Source organism: Acinetobacter sp. SwsAc5 (genome assembly GCF_013391485.1).
Taxonomy (GTDB): Bacteria; Pseudomonadota; Gammaproteobacteria; order Pseudomonadales; family Moraxellaceae; genus Acinetobacter; species Acinetobacter towneri.
This window is the reverse complement of the sequence record NZ_JACAXD010000017.1, coordinates 1,205-17,033: the sequence shown is the minus strand read 5'-3', so window position 1 is coordinate 17,033 and position 15,829 is coordinate 1,205. Positions and strand designations below refer to the sequence as shown.

Sequence of the window (15,829 nt, the reverse complement as noted above, 5' to 3'; positions counted from 1 at the left end):
GTAAAATCGGCAACAAATGTCAAAAATAGTTGAGTGAAGTCATGAGTCTGTATGCTACCCAAGATGAAAAGAAGCAAGCGGCTGCCAAAGCAGCATTAAAACATTTGCCTAAAGGCGGGATTTTGGGGGTAGGTACAGGCAGTACAGTGAATTTCCTGATTGATTTATTGCCTGAATTACAATTAGAAGCAGCTGTGGCAAGTTCTGAAGCGACTGCGGAGCGCTTAAAGAAACTTGGTATTGAAGTGGTCGATATGAACTCTGTGGGCAGTTTAGATGCTTATGTTGATGGTGCAGATGAAATTGACCGTCACATGCACATGATTAAAGGCGGCGGCGCAGCGTTGACCCGTGAAAAAATTGTGGCTTCTATTGCACGTAAGTTTATCTGTATTGTCGATGATTCAAAATGGGTAGAGCAGTTAGGACGTGAGTTTCCATTGCCAATCGAGGTCATTCCAATGGCTCGTTCTGCGGTAGCACGTAAAATTGTGGCTTTAGGTGGCGATCCTGCTTACCGTGAAGGTGTGGTAACTGATAACGGTAACGTGATTTTAGATATTTATAATTTAAATATTTTAAATGCGTTGGAATTAGAAAAAACCTTGAATGATATTCCGGGTGTTGTGACCAATGGTATTTTTGCCATCAATAAAGCAGATATTGCAATTGTAGCGACCAATAACGGCATTGAAGAACGTACTGCGGTTTAATTCGTCTCCCAAGTCCCTTGTTTTTAATGGGGGGCTTTTCTTCCTCCTTTATTAAAGGAGGGGTCGGGGAGGATTTAATAAAAGAACAACAATGACATTATCCGACTTACCTGAAATTCAAATCACACCACATGCAAAAGCAACACGTTTACGTTTGCGTGTCGAGCCGCATCAAATTCGCTTAACTGTACCGAAATATTGTACTCAGCGACAAATTCAGGATTTTTTGCAGCAATCTGAACAGTGGATGATTGAAACTTGGCATAAACAGCAGGCGCAGCAAGGACTTGTTCGGCGTGAATTGCCAAATCAGTTATCACTTTTTAATTTGGCTAAGCCTTTAAATATTCATTATCAAACACAAAAACACAGTTTTATTTTAGATTTAAAACAGCATTGCCTATGGGTTAGTGACCGCCAACCTGCGGCATATTTAAAAGCCTTTGTTATTGCTTATGCCAAACAAATGTTGCCGATATATTTGCAAACAGTCAGTCATGAAATTGCTTTGCCATTTAAACAGTGCGCAATTCGTCAACCGAAAACCCGTTGGGGCAGTTGCAGTACGCAACAGCATATTATGCTCAATAGCGCCTTGGTGTTGTTTCCTGAACAAATTGTGCGATATGTTGCTGTGCATGAGTTGGCGCATACACGACATTTTGATCATAGTCCTGCATTTTGGGTTGAAGTACAACGGCATGATGCGCACTATTTGCAGCATCGCAAGCAGTTAAAAACAACGTCTTTGCCTTGGTGGTGGTATCAATAAAAAAGCCAACACCCACATGATAAGACTACAATGCAAAGGTGTTGCACGTATTGACTACAATCCAAATCATCTTTTATAAAATCAACAGAATAAAGAAAAGCCCCAAAACCCTAGTAAAACAGTTCAGAAAACCAAAACTTCCTGTCATACTATAGCGTTAGCTTAAACATGCTTTTGAATTGAGGTAATGCACGTGATTTCAGTTGGTATTGTCGGTGGTACAGGTTATACAGGCGTTGAATTATTGCGTCTTTTGCTACGACACCCAAATGTGAAAGTAAATGTACTGACTTCACGTACAGAAGCGGGTCGCCGTGTAGATGATATGTTCCCAAGCCTGCGTGGACACACAGACCTGTGCTACTCAGATTTAAACATCGAAGAATTAAAACAGTGTGATGTGGTGTTCTTTGCTACACCGCACGGCGTTGCAATGCAACATGCTGCGGAGCTTGTTGCAGCCAACACCAAAGTGGTCGATTTAGCAGCAGACTTCCGTTTGCAAGATTTAGCACAGTTTGAAAAATGGTATGGCATGCAACATGCTTGCCCAGACATTTTAAAAGATTCAGTTTATGGCTTGTCTGAACTCAACCGGGAACAAATTAAACACGCACAGGTGATTGGTAACCCAGGGTGTTATCCAACCACAGTGCAACTTGGTTTAGCGCCATTATTTAAACAAGCTGAAGCTTTAGTGAAACCTGAAAGTATTATTATTGATGCAAAATCGGGTGTATCTGGTGCAGGGCGTAAAGCCAGTTTGGGCATGATTTACTCTGAAAATGCCGACAACTTTAAGGCTTATGGCGTTGCGGGGCATCGTCATCATCCAGAAATTGTAGAAGCATTGGAAAATATTTCGGGTCAAAAAGATGTGTTTAATCACATTGTGTTTGTACCGCATTTAGTACCTATGATTCGCGGTATGCTCAGCACCATTTATGTAGATTTAACTGATGCAGGTGATGCAGCAGATTTACAAAGCCTGTATGAGCAGTTTTATGCCAATGAACAGTTTGTAGATGTCATGCCAGCCAACAGTTCACCAGAAACACGCTCAGTACGTGGCGCTAACCAGTTGCGTATCGCATTGTATAAGCCACAACCGAAAAAATTAGTACTTTTGGTGGCACAAGATAACTTGGTGAAAGGTGCAGCAGGGCAAGCAGTACAAAATATGAACCTCATGTTTGGTTTTGCAGAACATGCAGGACTTGAGGTGATTGGTTTATTACCATAAGAACACGTTTTTCAACTTCACACACATTTAGATTTCGATTTAAATGTGTGTTTTGAATGAATCAAAACAAGAGATGACGATGCATAACACCGATACAGAAACCACGTCACAGTCGAATTCAAGCATGACACCCTCATCTACACCGCCAGAAAAAAAGCCATTTCTTGAAAGCAATGCGCCTTTGGCAATTGGTGCTGCCATTTTAATTTTAGGTAGTGGCTTTTTGGGCTATTCAGTCGGGCATCGTCAGGGCTTAACTGTGGTTGGTTACGATGCCGATGCAGAACAACTGGTTGAAGTGGTGCAAGAACAAAAAACGCGTTTGGAAAGTCTGAATAAGAGCTTAAATGCTGCGGTTCAAGAACGCGATGTTGCGGTCAGTAACTCCAATGATTTGTATCAAGCTTTCACTCAAGCAACTGAAGATAAGCAACGTACTGAAGGCATGAGTGCGATTTATCGTGAAGTTTTGCGTCAACGTGGTGGTTTAAGCCTGACCGTGCAAAATCTTGGGGTGAAACCATTACCAGACAATGCTTATGAATATCAGGTCGATTTGGTACAAGTGAGTCCAAACAAGCGACGTGCAAGTGGTACGGTAGAACTGCGTTTAATTCAAGGCACAGAAGTGCTGGTTGTTCCGATGGAAGACAGCAATTTTAATTTTGATAATTATGAGCGTTTAACAGGGCGCTGGAGCATGCCTAAAGGCTTTAATCCAGACTTTATTGAAGTCCGTTTAAATGGCGCAACTCCTGTGATTAAACGCTTCAGTTGGAGCAAAGGCAAAGCCGTGGAGGCAGATTCTGCCTTTATTTCTGAAATTCCACAAGCAGAAGCTAGCGCTCAATAATGTGTGATATGTAAAACTTATGCGAACCCAAAAAAGAGCCATCTGTTTAAATGAAATTAAAACCACTTTTCATCAATCTGGCTATGTCGATTGGCATTTAACCCCGCGTTTAAGTGTGGATGATGCAGGACATGAAGATGATGGTGATATTGCGGTACAAACTGCGCCGCCACAATTAAAACGCCCACCTTTATATGTTGTCGTTTTAATGAACGATGATTACACCCCAATGGACTTTGTAATTGAAATTTTACAACAATACTTTGCAATGAATCTTGACCAAGCGACTCAAGTAATGCTAACTGTACACTATGAAGGAAAAGGTGTCGCAGGGGTCTATCCGCGGGATATTGCGGAAACGAAAGCGAACCAAGTCAATAATTACGCTCGATCACAAGGTCATCCATTACTTTGTCAGATTGAGCCTAAAGATTAAGGGGGTTACATGCTCAGTCGTCAATTAGAAGTATCACTACGTTTGGCTGTTAGCATGGCTCGTCAAAAGAGACACGAGTTTCTAACGGTTGAACATTTATTATTGGCTTTATTAGACAATGATTCGGCAGTCAATGCACTCAAGGCGTGTGGTGCAGATGTTATTGTGCTGCGTAAAGAACTCGAAGAATATGTAGAACAACATACCCCTAAACTTGCTGAAAATAACGATCAGGCGCCGCACCCGACCGAAAGTTTTGACCGCATTTTGCAGCGTGGTATTTTCCATGTGCAATCTAGCGGTGGTGACCGTACGGTTGAAGGCGCAGATATTTTAGTGGCAATGTACTCTGAACGTGATTCATTTGCCGTGTATCTACTCAAGCGTCATCAAATTAACCGTTTGACCTTAACGCAATACTTATCGCACGGTACACGTAAAGACGAAACGCAAGCGGAAGAAGAGGTTGAAGAATTAGATAGCGAAAGTTCAAGCTCTGCCAATGCTGGCCCGTTAGAGCTTTACACGCTAAATTTGAATACTGAAGCGCAAAAGGGTAAAACCGATCCGTTAATTGGGCGTGAAAAAGAAATTGAGCGTGCTGCACAAATTCTATGCCGTCGTCGTAAGAACAACCCATTGTTGGTGGGTGATCCAGGCGTGGGTAAAACCTCTATTGCCGAAGGTCTGGCGTGGCTGATTGTGAATGGTAAAGCGCCAAAACCACTCGAAAATGCCGAAGTATATAGTTTGGATATCGGTGCGTTGGTAGCGGGTACAAAATACCGTGGTGACTTTGAAAAGCGTTTAAAACAACTGTTAAATGCCTTGAAAAAGAAACCTGATGCCATTTTATTTATTGACGAAATCCACATGATTATTGGTGCAGGCTCAAGCATGGGTAGCACGATGGATGCATCAAATTTAATTAAACCTGCGTTGGCAAATGGTACTTTGCGTTGCATTGGCTCGACGACATTCCAAGAATATCGTCAGGTATTTGAAAAAGACCATGCACTTTCACGCCGTTTCCAAAAAATTGATGTGAATGAGCCTTCAATTTCAGAAACGATTGATATTTTACGTGGTTTAAAATCGAAATTTGAAGAATTTCACCATGTTAAATATGATGATAAAGCATTGGTGTCTGCGGTAGAGTTATCGGCCAAATTTATCAATGACCGTTTCTTGCCAGACAAAGCCATTGATGTGATTGATGAAGCAGGCGCGCAGCGCCGTTTAAGAGCTGAGCAAGATGATACTTTAATCACAGTAGAAAACATTGAAGATATCGTCTCTAAAATTGCACGTATTCCACCTAAAACCGTATCGAAAGATGACAAGACTGTACTTGAACATCTTGAGCGTGATTTAAAACGTGTGGTCTTTGGTCAAGATGAAGCTATTGAAGCGTTAGCATCAGCAATTAAACTGTCACGTGCTGGTTTAAAAACACCAGACAAACCAGTGGGTAGTTTTGTATTTGCTGGCCCGACAGGCGTTGGTAAAACCGAAGTTACCAAGCAGTTGGCAAAACTGTTGGGTGTGGAATTGGTTCGCTTTGATATGTCTGAGTACATGGAGCGCCATGCCGTTTCACGTTTAATTGGTGCACCTCCAGGCTATGTCGGTTTTGATCAGGGTGGCTTACTCACCGATGCGATTCATAAAAATCCGCATTGTGTGTTGTTGTTGGATGAAATTGAAAAAGCGCATCCTGATGTATTTAACCTATTGCTGCAAATTATGGATCATGGTTCATTGACCGATAATAATGGTCGTAAATCAGACTTCCGTAATGTGATTTTGGTTCTGACCACTAATATTGGTGCGGAAAGTATTTCCCGCGTGAGCATTGGTTTCATGGATCAAGACAACAGTAATGACAACCAAGAAGCGATGAAAAAAGCCTTCTCACCTGAGTTCCGTAACCGTTTGGATGGGGTCATTCAATTTAAAGCTTTACCTACTACAGTAATTGAAAATGTAGTGGATAAATTCTTGACTGAATTACAAGCGCAGTTGGATGATAAAAAAGTCATTCTTGAGGTTGATCAAGATGCGCGTGAATGGATGGCTGAGCATGGATATGATCGCTTAATGGGCGCACGTCCAATGCAACGTCTGATTCAGGAACACTTGAAAAAGCCATTGGCAGAAATGATTCTGTTTGGTGAACTTGCAGAACATGGCGGTAATGTGGCTGTTTCTGTGAAGAAAGAGAACGGTAAGGCAGTCGGTTTGAAACTTGAAGTCTTTGAAGATCAAACGGCTGAACTAGCCTAATCAATCCTTATTTGAATTTTGAAAATAACCCATGTTGAACATGGGTTATTTTTTATGAATTCGCAGATGCGTGAACTTGAATCGTTACTGCTAAAAGAGAGACCACACAGGATTTATGGATTTTCAGATCACTAAAATTGCCAGCACAACGTTCTTGTTTTTTGTTACGGCAGTTATGGAAATATTAGGCTGTTATTTTCCTTATTTGATTTTAAATCAGGGGAAATCACAGTGGTTATGGCTGCCAACAATTTTAGCCTTAGCGGCTTTTGTGTGGTTATTGACTCTACATCCTGCGGCATCGGGGCGAATTTATGCGGCTTATGGTGGTATTTATATTTGTACAGCCTTGATTTGGTTAAAGTACGTAGATCAAGTCAATTTAACACGTTGGGATATGTTCGGTGGAATGATAGTAGTTTTAGGCGCATTGATCATTATTTTACAACCGCAAGGTTTAATACGTTAGGTTATATTTGGGTTTACGCATTAAACCTTAGGCATTAAATCTTAAAGCTGAGGTTGTTTTAGTTTTAAATACAGTTCAGTCTGCTTTAAATTGGCACTCGCTATTTGCCAATTGCACATTAAATTGTGTTTTCTCCGCACTGAGTTGTAAATTCAACACATACGGATTTACACGCTGAAATTGATGCTCAAACATTGAATCACAGTTGTGAATCAAATTTTGCTTAATCATATTTTTAACATTGTTGTAGCCCGTGCTTTCTACAAACTGAGTAAAATCGGGTGAAATAATCATGCCGCGAATGTTAATTTGCTTGTCTGTAGTTGTACTTTGTTCAATCACGGTATTTTGATCGACTTGATACGGCATAGTGCGGGAATCTTCATCGCTGATTACATCTAAAATTTCATTTAAAGCTGCTACATTTTTAATTTTGTAGTCAGCCGTTAAAATATCGTGCTGAACCAAATATTGGTCTAATTCGCTAGGTTTAGCATAGGCTGTGCTATGAGTAAGCATTGCAGCTGCACAAAGAGTTATTGTCGCAAGTGTTTTATACATCATATTATTCATCTAGGCTCTTTTTGAAATTTTAGAAAATCAACCGTCGTTTCAGATTATAGCGAGCCAAATAAAAAAACAGCACTATTTAGTGCTGTTTGTAACAAAACTCATCAAAGCGTACTCAATGCTTTGAAGTCGTTTAGTCTTTTTTGAGGTTTTCGTTCAATAAAAACTCAACCAATGCTTTTTGAGCATGCAAGCGGTTTTCGGCTTCATCCCAAACCACAGCGTTTTTATGATCTAGCATATTTTCAGAAATTTCTTCACCACGGTGCGCAGGTAAACAATGCATAAACAAGCAATCTGGATGTGCCAAGTCCATCAAGCGCTCATTGACTTGATAGTCTGCAAAGGCTTTTTCACGGATTTTTTGTTCTTCTTCCTGCCCCATACTTGCCCAAACATCGGTCACAATCAGGTCAGCATTGACTGCGGCATCTTCAGCAGAATCTACTAATTCTACGCAGTGTGCAAATTCAGACAGGAAACGTTGTTCAGGTTCATAGCCTTTAGGCGTTGCAATTTTTAAATTAAAGCCCCACATGTGCGCAGCTTCAATATAAGAGTTACACATGTTGTTGCCATCACCAATCCAAGCCACGGTTTTACCTTCAATTGAACCGCGATGCTCTAAGTAAGTTTGCATGTCTGCAAGTAACTGGCAAGGGTGGTGATCGTCAGTTAAAGCATTGATCACTGGAACTTTTGAATAAGATGCAAAACGTTCTACAATGTCATGTCCGAAAGTACGAATCATCACGATATCAAGCATGCTTGAAATGACTCGTGCTGAATCTTCAATCGGTTCACCACGACCTAACTGTGTGTCACGTGATGATAGGAAAATTGCGCTGCCACCAAACTGACTCATACCTGCTTCAAACGATACACGAGTTCGGGTACTAGATTTTTCAAAAATCATTCCCAAGACTTTGCCCACAAAGGGTTGGAAAACTTCATTGTTATGCTGTTTACGCTTGAGCTCAATGGCGCGTTGCAAAATTTGATTCAGTTCTAAAGTCGATAAATCGCGTAATGTTAGAAAGTGACGTAGAGCCATTCGTTACTCCACAATAATTGCTGAATGAGAAAAACAACAATTAGTTGTTGGTTGGTTAAATGAAAAAGGGAATCGGCTAATATACTATAGGATGAAGAAATTGCAAAAAAACTAGACTTTTTGATGGGCGTCTAGAAAGAGATCTACACAATAACTTACATAATTGATTGTTTCTTGTTCAGTTTCTTGTTTTGGAATGCCCATAATAATGCGCCATTCTAAATTTCTTAAAATTCCAAAATACAATTGTGCCGAATAAACAGGGTGTTCGCAGCGAATGAGCCCTTGTTGGCTGGCATGCTCTAGCACTTTGGCAATGCACAATTGCACGTGCAGAGGGCCACGCTCATGAATATGCAAGGCAATGTCGGGGTTGCGCTGACTTTGCTCTAAAACTAAACGCATAAAAGCTGCATTTTCAGGAGCTAGAATATGATGATAAAAATTCAGCAAGGTTTGAACCAAATAACCACGTAAATTAGAATCTATTTGTTCAAAAGGGATGTGAATATCCTGAAAAAACTTGTCACGGCGATAATCACAAATCGCCTTAAACAAGCCTTCTTTATTACCAAAGTATTTATAAATAGAAGCTTTAGAACCGCCAGCATGCTGCACAATATCATCTAAAGATACTGCATCGTAGCCACGTTCTAAAAACAGATCAGTTGCACTGACGAGCAGCGCCACACATCGCTCATGTCCACGCTTTGTAGGAGGGACATCTTTACCGAAAGGGGTTAAATGAGCGATATCTTGCATATTGGATAAAATTTCAGCAAATGATCAAAGGGAGAGATTGTTATTATAGCAAATTTATGCACAGCGTGCTGTGTTGAAGTGTACGGGCAGCGTGCTTGAATTTAGAAAAAATAGAAATACACTCAAAATAAGCTAAATTTTGCTTATTTAGTATGCAAAAAATCTATGTTTATTAAATTTAAATAATAAGCAATATCACGAAAATTTATTGTGCAATAAAATTTCGAATTATTTGACTAAAGTTTTAGAGCATAGATTCTAAAAAGTCATGGCGCAGCGTTGCATTCCCGATATACTCAAACCTCGAAAAATATAGTAAGAAAAGCGGAAAGGAAGATGATAGAACAAACATCTGCGGGCTTAAGATTCAGACAAGCCTTGGAAGTCGAAAAGCCATTACAAATTATCGGCACGGTAAATGCTTATGCTGCAATGATGGCAAAGCAGGTTGGCTATAAAGCCATTTATTTATCTGGCGCAGGTGTCGCCAATTACTCTTACGGTTTACCTGACTTGGGCATGACCAGTTTAGACAACGTCTTGGAAGATGTGCGTCGTATTACTGAGCGTGTAGATACTCCATTATTGGTGGATATTGATACAGGTTGGGGTGGTGCATTTAATATTGCCCGCAGTATTAAGCAAATGATTGCTGCAGGTGCTGCTGCAGTACACATTGAAGATCAGGTTGCACAAAAGCGTTGCGGACACCGTCCAAACAAAGAAATTGTAACTCAGCAAGAAATGGTCGATCGAATTAAAGCTGCGGTTGATGCAAAAACTGATTCAAACTTTGTAGTCATGGCACGTACAGATGCCTTGCAAAAAGAAGGTTTGCAAGCGGTGATTGACCGTGCTTGTGCATGTGTGGAAGCGGGTGCAGATGCAATTTTTGCAGAAGCTATGACTGATATTACCATGTATAAAACTGTATGTGATGCCGTAGGTGTACCTGTATTGGCAAACATTACCGAGTTTGGTGATACCCCTTATTACACCACTGAAGAATTGGCTGAGCAGGGCATTCGCATGGTGTTGTATCCACTTTCACCAACTCGTGCTATGCAAAAAGCAGCACTTGAAGTGATGCAATCCATTCGTAAAGATGGCACGCAAGTGAATGTCTTAGACAAAATGCAACAACGTAAAGAATTATACGAATTCCTTGATTATCATACTTTTGAAAATACATTAGACAAGCTGTTCAAACAGGAGAATTAAAAAAATGGCTGAAGGAAAAGTACTCACAGGCGCAGGATTGCGTGGACAAGTGGCAGGTAAAACCTCACTCTCAACTGTTGGTAAAAGTGGCGCAGGCTTAACTTACCGTGGTTATGATGTGCAAGACTTGGCAGAAAACTGTCAGTTTGAAGAAGTTGCATACTTGATTTTCTTTGGTGAATTGCCGACTTCAGAGCAATTGGCTGCCTATAAAGCAAAATTGAAATCTTTACGTGCATTGCCACAAGCATTGAAAGAAGTGCTTGAGCGTATTCCTGCAGATTCACACCCAATGGATGTGATGCGTACAGGTGTTTCAATGCTAGGTAACTTAGAAACCGAACAGTCATTTGAACAGCAACAAGATGTAGCAGACCGCATCTTGGCGACTTTGCCAGCTATTATTTGCTACTGGTATCGTTATAGCCACGATGGCGTGCGTATTGAAGAAAATACGGATGATGATTCAATTGGCGCACAATTCCTGCATTTATTACGTGGTGAAAAACCAAATGAATTGCATGAACAAGTCATGAATGTGTCATTAATTTTGTATGCAGAGCATGAGTTCAACGCATCAACATTTACAGCACGTGTTTGCGCATCAACTTTGTCTGACATGCATTCATGTATTACAGGCGCGATTGGTTCATTACGTGGCCCATTACACGGTGGCGCGAATGAAGCAGCGATGGAAATGATTGAAAATTGGACATCGCCAGAAGAAGCTGAACGTGAAATGCTAGGCAAGTTGGAACGTAAAGAAAAGATCATGGGCTTTGGTCATGCGATTTATAAAGACAATGATCCACGTAACGGCATCATCAAAATCTGGTCTGAGCGTTTAGCGCAAGATGTAGGTGATACAGTACTTTATCCTGTATCGGTGCGTTGTGAAGAAGTGATGTGGCGTGAGAAGAAATTATTCTGTAATGCTGACTTCTTCCATGCGTCTGCGTATCACTTTATGGGTATTGCGACCAAACTATTTACACCAATCTTTGTGATGAGCCGTGTAACAGGTTGGGCAGCACACGTGATGGAACAGCGTGCAGATAACCGTATTATCCGCCCAAGTGCAGATTATACAGGCCCAGAATTGCGTAAAGTTGTACCAATTGCAGAGCGTTCGGCTGCTTAATTGGTTGTCTAAAAAGCTGTACCGTGCATGAACATCATGTGATGCAGCAGTTTAGGCTGAAGATAAGGTTTCATTGTTAAGCAATGGAACCTTATTTTTTTTTGAGGTTTGGATGAGGGTAGTCAAAAATACAATGAGTAATTATTGAAGCGTTAGAGAATTAAAAAAGATCGGGCGTACGATAGCGCATTTTTAAATATTTGATCATAAAAGAAGGTTGTTGTATTTTGTTTCTTAAGGTTGTAAATGGTTGCATGATTGGCTAAAATTTATTCCATAATTAATATGAGGAAAAAGCAATGTCACATGTAGCAGTTAAAATAGACAGCGATATTGTTGAATCAGCAAAGATTTACGGGATGGCTGAAAGTAGAAGTGCAACTAAACAAATTGAGTACTGGGCTAAAATTGGAAAAATCGCACAAGACAATCCCGATTTAACTTTTCAAGATATAGCAGATTTGTTGCTTAGTATGGCGCATGTCAAAGCAGGGAATACAACACCATATAGCTTTGGTTGAGTTCAATGAATATACAACAAACTCCCCTATTTGAACGGACAGTGAAAAAACTAACCAAGCAGCAGAAAAAAGATGTTGATAATGCCGTAATAACCGTTTGGAATAATCCTTATATCGGAGAAGCTAAAGTGGGGGATTTAGCAGGAGTATTTGTTTATAAATTTAAAATGGACAAACAGCTTGTGCTACTGGCTTACTCTGTGAGTGATGACGAAATCATGACACTCTATCTTTTAAAATTGGGCAGTCATGAGAATTTTTATAGAGACTTAAAAAGATAGGTTTACTTCAGGGTGCAGTACAAGTGTTTGTATCTTGCATTAGATCAATCAGGTCTTGAGCGACTAACAGAGTGAGCTGTTCTAGTCGTTGTAATGGATTGCCATCTAAAAAATATTTGTACTGAAAAGTTTGCTGCTGATAATGAATGGCGATAAAAAATGTCCCTACAGGTTTTTCTGGTGTGGCACTGCCGCCTGGTTTCAGTAACCCTGTGCATGCCACAATAAAATCTGCATGTTGAAATAGTTTTTTGCCTTGAACTGCCATGGCTTGTGTGACTTCTGCGGATTCAGCGGTATAGGTGGCAATTAAGTCACTATTCACATGCAAAATCTCACGTTTAATGCTTGGGTCGTAACTGACTAATCCACCAAGTAAAATATTGGCACCGCTATTTTTATAAATAGAAAACTGACTACATAAGTAACCTGAGCTGGCACTTTCAATAAAAGCCACAGTCTGTTGGCGTTGTTCAAGTATGGCACAGCATTGTTTGAGCATGATAAATCTGCAAGTGAATAGAATAAGTTGCTCAAGTGTACTGAATTTTGTCGACTTGTGCGAAAAAACATCAAAAAGTGAAATGCTAAAATAAGAATGTTCACGATTTAACTGCCTATAAATACAGCAAAATTTACAATTATAGGTTTAATCGTGGCATGAACGGTGATACAAATAAAAGTAAAGCAAAAAGTAATAAAAAGGATGCTGTGATGAAAACAACGGTGAAATATATCGTTTTAAAAAGTTTGGACTATCAACTTGGTACATCATTATTTGAGGATGAAATTGATGCTGATGCACAATATTTTGACCAAATTCCAAGCATTATTGAATATCAAAACTTGCGCTTTAAAGTGGTGAGTAAAGAACAAAAGCGTTTACAGTTGATTGAGGAAAATGAAGAACATCAAACCATCATTGTCAGAGTTTTGGTGATTTAAAGTCATTTCAATCTAGATTAGTCAGAGCTTCAATATAACAGCAGAATGATTGAGCATCAGTGGAGCGTATCGAAGTTGGTGTTTTTTTAGTCACTGGATGCAAAAAATTGTATTTCACATTACAAGAAAAAATTGAAGAATTGATTAAAAATGCTAACTACGTCATATATTTGTGTTGGTATTTTTGTAGATTAGCATTTTTCAAACGGGCTGTAATGGCTTAAATAAGCTTATGTTTTTTAGATCAATTTTTATTTTAACAGACTGATAATTGAGATAGAGAGAAAATTAATTAGAATATCTTAAAAATATAATCATGACAGATAGAACAAAATATAATTGAATTTTAACGTATTTTTTGAATGCGTGTTACATTTTGGTTTTTATTATATTGTTAAATAATAAAGTGTTTTTCTTAGATAAAATTAAAAAAAACAGTGTATTTTCTTGATTGGAATTGAGCATTTTTGTTATTGCTGTGTATAGTCCTTGCATCTCACAATAGTGAGGAAGTTTAAAGGGGCTAAATATAATGAATCATAATGCAATTATCATGATGACGCTGATCATTTTAGCTGGGCTTTGTTGCACAAAGATTTCATAACTATATGATTTTAAAAGTTTTGATTATTTTTTGATCCAAAATTAAATTTATTTAAATCAGATGCTTACATATTTATGCAACAAAGCCTTTTAGCTGTGGGATTTTCTCTAGGCATTTATGTGTATTTTGAACAAAAGAGAAAGCAAAATGAAGAAATTCAGCTGATCATTACAGAAGCAAGACAGGGTCTAGTAGAGTTAGATCGGAAATAATAATCTAGGTGTAAATCGTATACTTCGATGCGGATCCAATGGGATATGTTAAAGGTGAAAAATAGACTTAAAAAAGTAATTTTATGCCACTGTTTGTCGGTCAGATGACGATAAAATAAATGAACGAAACATAGCTGTAGTTTCTTAGTTTTCCCACATTCCCATGTGGGATTTTTTTTGTCTAAAATTTAGACTAGCGCAGTATTTATTAAGATAAGTCATTATTTTTATGTACAAAAGTGACCTTTATTATAAAGATCAAAATAAGGTGCATATTCCTGCATAAACCTACCACCTATTCCTATTCGTTCCCTACCACTCATTCCTATTCCAAGTCGGCCACTTAGGGTTTATTCAGTAATAGAATTACAAGAAGAATGAACCTCATAAAAAGTATTCAAATGCCAATATTGCACAACAGCGCTACTTATATCATTTAGCGATGAACTGATTTACGATTACGTTCGATGATCGATTAAAAAATCGAACTTACACAAAATAATTTACAGGCTCTAAAATACGTTTAGTACTTTTAGCAGTATCAATAACAATACCACCACCTTTCTTCGCAACCGTTACCATCCCTGTACTAATCGCTGCTGAAAGACCATTGAGTGCTGTTGTCATCTCCTAATTTTGGTGGGTATTTAGCCTTATCGACTACAGCCCCTTAATTAATTACTTCAAGAAAATCATCTATTAAATTGAGTAAATCTAGACTTTTACATTTAGAAAAAATTACCTTATTTACAATGTTATCTTTGTATTCAAAAAAATGATCTTCATATAAAAACCAAGTAAAATAAATAGTATTATTATTCCTTGCTGCCCTTTTACTGAAATCATCAAAGGTTTCTTCTAAAGTGATTCTGTAATTCTCAGATAATAAACCTTTAGGATAGAAAAATTTTTTACAATTTTCATCATTTATCACATTGCTATAATAGTAATTATCATTTAGTAAGTTTTTTAGTGAATTTATAAAGCTAGTCACATAAGTAGGAGAGTCTAAAGTTCCTAGATACTCCCCCTCAATACATAAACGCAATGGGATGAAATTACTATTCTGATAATTTCCATCAAACTCTATAAAAACTTGATCGTTTCCAATTCTATTCATTTGCTATCTACCATTTTTATCAAGTCAGAAGGGACATCAGAAATCTTGATATTTCGTTCCTTTCCTGAGGACGTAATACCTTTTGTCGAACCATTCCAATGGAAATTGCCATTACCATCATCTTGAAACCTATGATAAATGACCTTCCCATCTTTATTTTCAATTGCCCATCTATTTTTTGGATCACTATCAATTTTTACACTGTTTTCCCATAATTTTACATGATTGTCAGGAATTATTGCTTTAGTAGAGTTATAAGGCATATTTCCATCTTTCAAGTCATGATGTCCTGGATTTTCATAATATTGTGTTTCAACATTAATAACTTTATCTTTAGTTGATGGCTTGGTGCCTTCGACTATGTAATTACCAATAGTATTATTACTTTCGTCCTTATGTACGCCTAAAATCAGCAAAAAATCTATTTTTTAAATTCAGTAATATTAATAGGCTGATCTTTGACTAACTCAAGTACTCCTTCACCACCTTTAAAATGAATAGATACACCATCATCATTGCTCAGTAAAATACCGCTACCAGATACAGCACGTTTTAAATGATAAACTGTGTCTGAATTATCTACCATTTCTGCAGTTTCAAAATTATCTGAAGATTTTAATTCAATG

19 protein-coding genes and 1 pseudogene are annotated in these 15,829 nt (G+C 38.5%); 12 read left to right on the top strand and 8 right to left on the bottom strand.

Features of this window, described 5'->3' with window-relative positions:
• Nucleotides 1–41: 41 nt before the first annotated feature.
• From rpiA to HYG89_RS10550, 7 genes are all read left to right on the top strand, one after another.
• Nucleotides 42–713 carry a ribose-5-phosphate isomerase RpiA gene (rpiA, locus tag HYG89_RS10580; RefSeq protein WP_004973429.1) on the top strand — a complete coding sequence of 224 codons (672 nt, stop codon included), beginning with the start codon at nt 42–44 and terminating at the stop codon, nt 711–713.
• Between the two features lie 91 nt (nt 714–804).
• On the top strand, nt 805–1,485 hold the full coding sequence (locus tag HYG89_RS10575; RefSeq protein ID WP_004973431.1) for a M48 family metallopeptidase: 681 nt from the start codon (nt 805–807) through the stop codon (nt 1,483–1,485).
• A 187-nt stretch (nt 1,486–1,672) separates the two neighbouring features.
• Nucleotides 1,673–2,728, top strand: coding sequence for an N-acetyl-gamma-glutamyl-phosphate reductase (argC, locus tag HYG89_RS10570; RefSeq protein WP_178867407.1), 1,056 nt, complete (start codon nt 1,673–1,675; stop codon nt 2,726–2,728).
• Between the two features lie 79 nt (nt 2,729–2,807).
• The gene (locus HYG89_RS10565; protein ID WP_096901621.1) at nt 2,808–3,581 is read left to right on the top strand and encodes a DUF6776 family protein; all 774 of its coding nucleotides are present in this window, start codon (nt 2,808–2,810) and stop codon (nt 3,579–3,581) included.
• Nucleotides 3,582–3,600: 19 nt separating this feature from the next.
• Complete coding sequence (gene clpS / locus HYG89_RS10560; RefSeq protein ID WP_178867405.1) at nt 3,601–4,017, top strand: ATP-dependent Clp protease adapter ClpS; 417 nt, start codon at nt 3,601–3,603, stop codon at nt 4,015–4,017.
• Nucleotides 4,018–4,026: 9 nt separating this feature from the next.
• On the top strand, nt 4,027–6,303 hold the full coding sequence (clpA, locus tag HYG89_RS10555) for an ATP-dependent Clp protease ATP-binding subunit ClpA (RefSeq protein ID WP_178867403.1): 2,277 nt from the start codon (nt 4,027–4,029) through the stop codon (nt 6,301–6,303).
• A gap of 115 nt (nt 6,304–6,418) precedes the next feature.
• Nucleotides 6,419–6,772, top strand: coding sequence for a YnfA family protein (locus HYG89_RS10550; RefSeq protein WP_004973443.1), 354 nt, complete (start codon nt 6,419–6,421; stop codon nt 6,770–6,772).
• A gap of 75 nt (nt 6,773–6,847) precedes the next feature.
• Here HYG89_RS10550 and HYG89_RS10545 read toward each other — a convergent pair whose 3' ends face one another.
• The 3 genes from HYG89_RS10545 to HYG89_RS10535 all read right to left on the bottom strand — a co-directional run bounded on the left by HYG89_RS10545 (nt 6,848) and on the right by HYG89_RS10535 (nt 9,158).
• Nucleotides 6,848–7,291: a hypothetical protein gene (locus HYG89_RS10545; RefSeq protein ID WP_256734001.1), complete on the bottom strand. Its 444-nt coding sequence runs from the start codon at nt 7,289–7,291 to the stop codon at nt 6,848–6,850.
• Nucleotides 7,292–7,475: 184 nt separating this feature from the next.
• Nucleotides 7,476–8,396 (bottom strand): ornithine carbamoyltransferase, encoded by a 921-nt coding sequence (gene argF, locus HYG89_RS10540; RefSeq protein WP_168525416.1) that lies wholly within the window; start codon nt 8,394–8,396, stop codon nt 7,476–7,478.
• 111 nt (nt 8,397–8,507) lie between these two features.
• Nucleotides 8,508–9,158 carry a TetR/AcrR family transcriptional regulator gene (locus HYG89_RS10535; protein WP_178867401.1) on the bottom strand — a complete coding sequence of 217 codons (651 nt, stop codon included), beginning with the start codon at nt 9,156–9,158 and terminating at the stop codon, nt 8,508–8,510.
• Between the two features lie 336 nt (nt 9,159–9,494).
• Between HYG89_RS10535 and prpB the strand changes: the two genes are divergently transcribed.
• From prpB to HYG89_RS10515, 4 genes are all read left to right on the top strand, one after another.
• Complete coding sequence (gene prpB, locus HYG89_RS10530; protein WP_168417357.1) at nt 9,495–10,379, top strand: methylisocitrate lyase; 885 nt, start codon at nt 9,495–9,497, stop codon at nt 10,377–10,379.
• 4 nt (nt 10,380–10,383) lie between these two features.
• Nucleotides 10,384–11,520: a 2-methylcitrate synthase gene (prpC, locus tag HYG89_RS10525; RefSeq protein ID WP_004973461.1), complete on the top strand. Its 1,137-nt coding sequence runs from the start codon at nt 10,384–10,386 to the stop codon at nt 11,518–11,520.
• 299 nt (nt 11,521–11,819) lie between these two features.
• On the top strand, nt 11,820–12,041 hold the full coding sequence (locus HYG89_RS10520; RefSeq protein ID WP_004973462.1) for a hypothetical protein: 222 nt from the start codon (nt 11,820–11,822) through the stop codon (nt 12,039–12,041).
• A gap of 5 nt (nt 12,042–12,046) precedes the next feature.
• A complete protein-coding gene (locus HYG89_RS10515; RefSeq protein WP_178867399.1) occupies nt 12,047–12,322 on the top strand; it encodes a type II toxin-antitoxin system RelE/ParE family toxin in 276 nt (91 codons plus the stop codon).
• Nucleotides 12,323–12,329: 7 nt separating this feature from the next.
• Here the strand turns inward: HYG89_RS10515 and HYG89_RS10510 are convergent, their stop codons facing one another.
• Entirely contained in the window at nt 12,330–12,824 is a 495-nt protein-coding gene (locus tag HYG89_RS10510; protein WP_096901591.1) for a CinA family protein, read from the bottom strand.
• 212 nt (nt 12,825–13,036) lie between these two features.
• Here HYG89_RS10510 and HYG89_RS10505 point away from each other — a divergent pair, with 212 nt between their 5' ends.
• Nucleotides 13,037–13,267, top strand: a complete 231-nt coding sequence (locus HYG89_RS10505) for a hypothetical protein (protein ID WP_026438431.1) — start codon at nt 13,037–13,039, stop codon at nt 13,265–13,267.
• Nucleotides 13,268–14,572: 1,305 nt separating this feature from the next.
• Here HYG89_RS10505 and HYG89_RS10500 read toward each other — a convergent pair.
• The 4 genes and pseudogenes from HYG89_RS10500 to HYG89_RS10485 all read right to left on the bottom strand — a co-directional run.
• Nucleotides 14,573–14,710 (bottom strand): hypothetical protein, encoded by a 138-nt coding sequence (locus HYG89_RS10500; RefSeq protein WP_158660382.1) that lies wholly within the window; start codon nt 14,708–14,710, stop codon nt 14,573–14,575.
• A gap of 43 nt (nt 14,711–14,753) precedes the next feature.
• Nucleotides 14,754–15,203: a hypothetical protein gene (locus HYG89_RS10495; protein ID WP_096901592.1), complete on the bottom strand. Its 450-nt coding sequence runs from the start codon at nt 15,201–15,203 to the stop codon at nt 14,754–14,756.
• On the bottom strand, nt 15,200–15,619 hold the full coding sequence (locus HYG89_RS10490) for a hypothetical protein (RefSeq protein WP_178867397.1): 420 nt from the start codon (nt 15,617–15,619) through the stop codon (nt 15,200–15,202). The genes HYG89_RS10495 and HYG89_RS10490 overlap by 4 nt, the downstream gene beginning before the upstream one ends.
• 5 nt (nt 15,620–15,624) lie before the next feature.
• Nucleotides 15,625–15,829: pseudogene (locus tag HYG89_RS10485) on the bottom strand (MliC family protein); the annotation flags it as partial.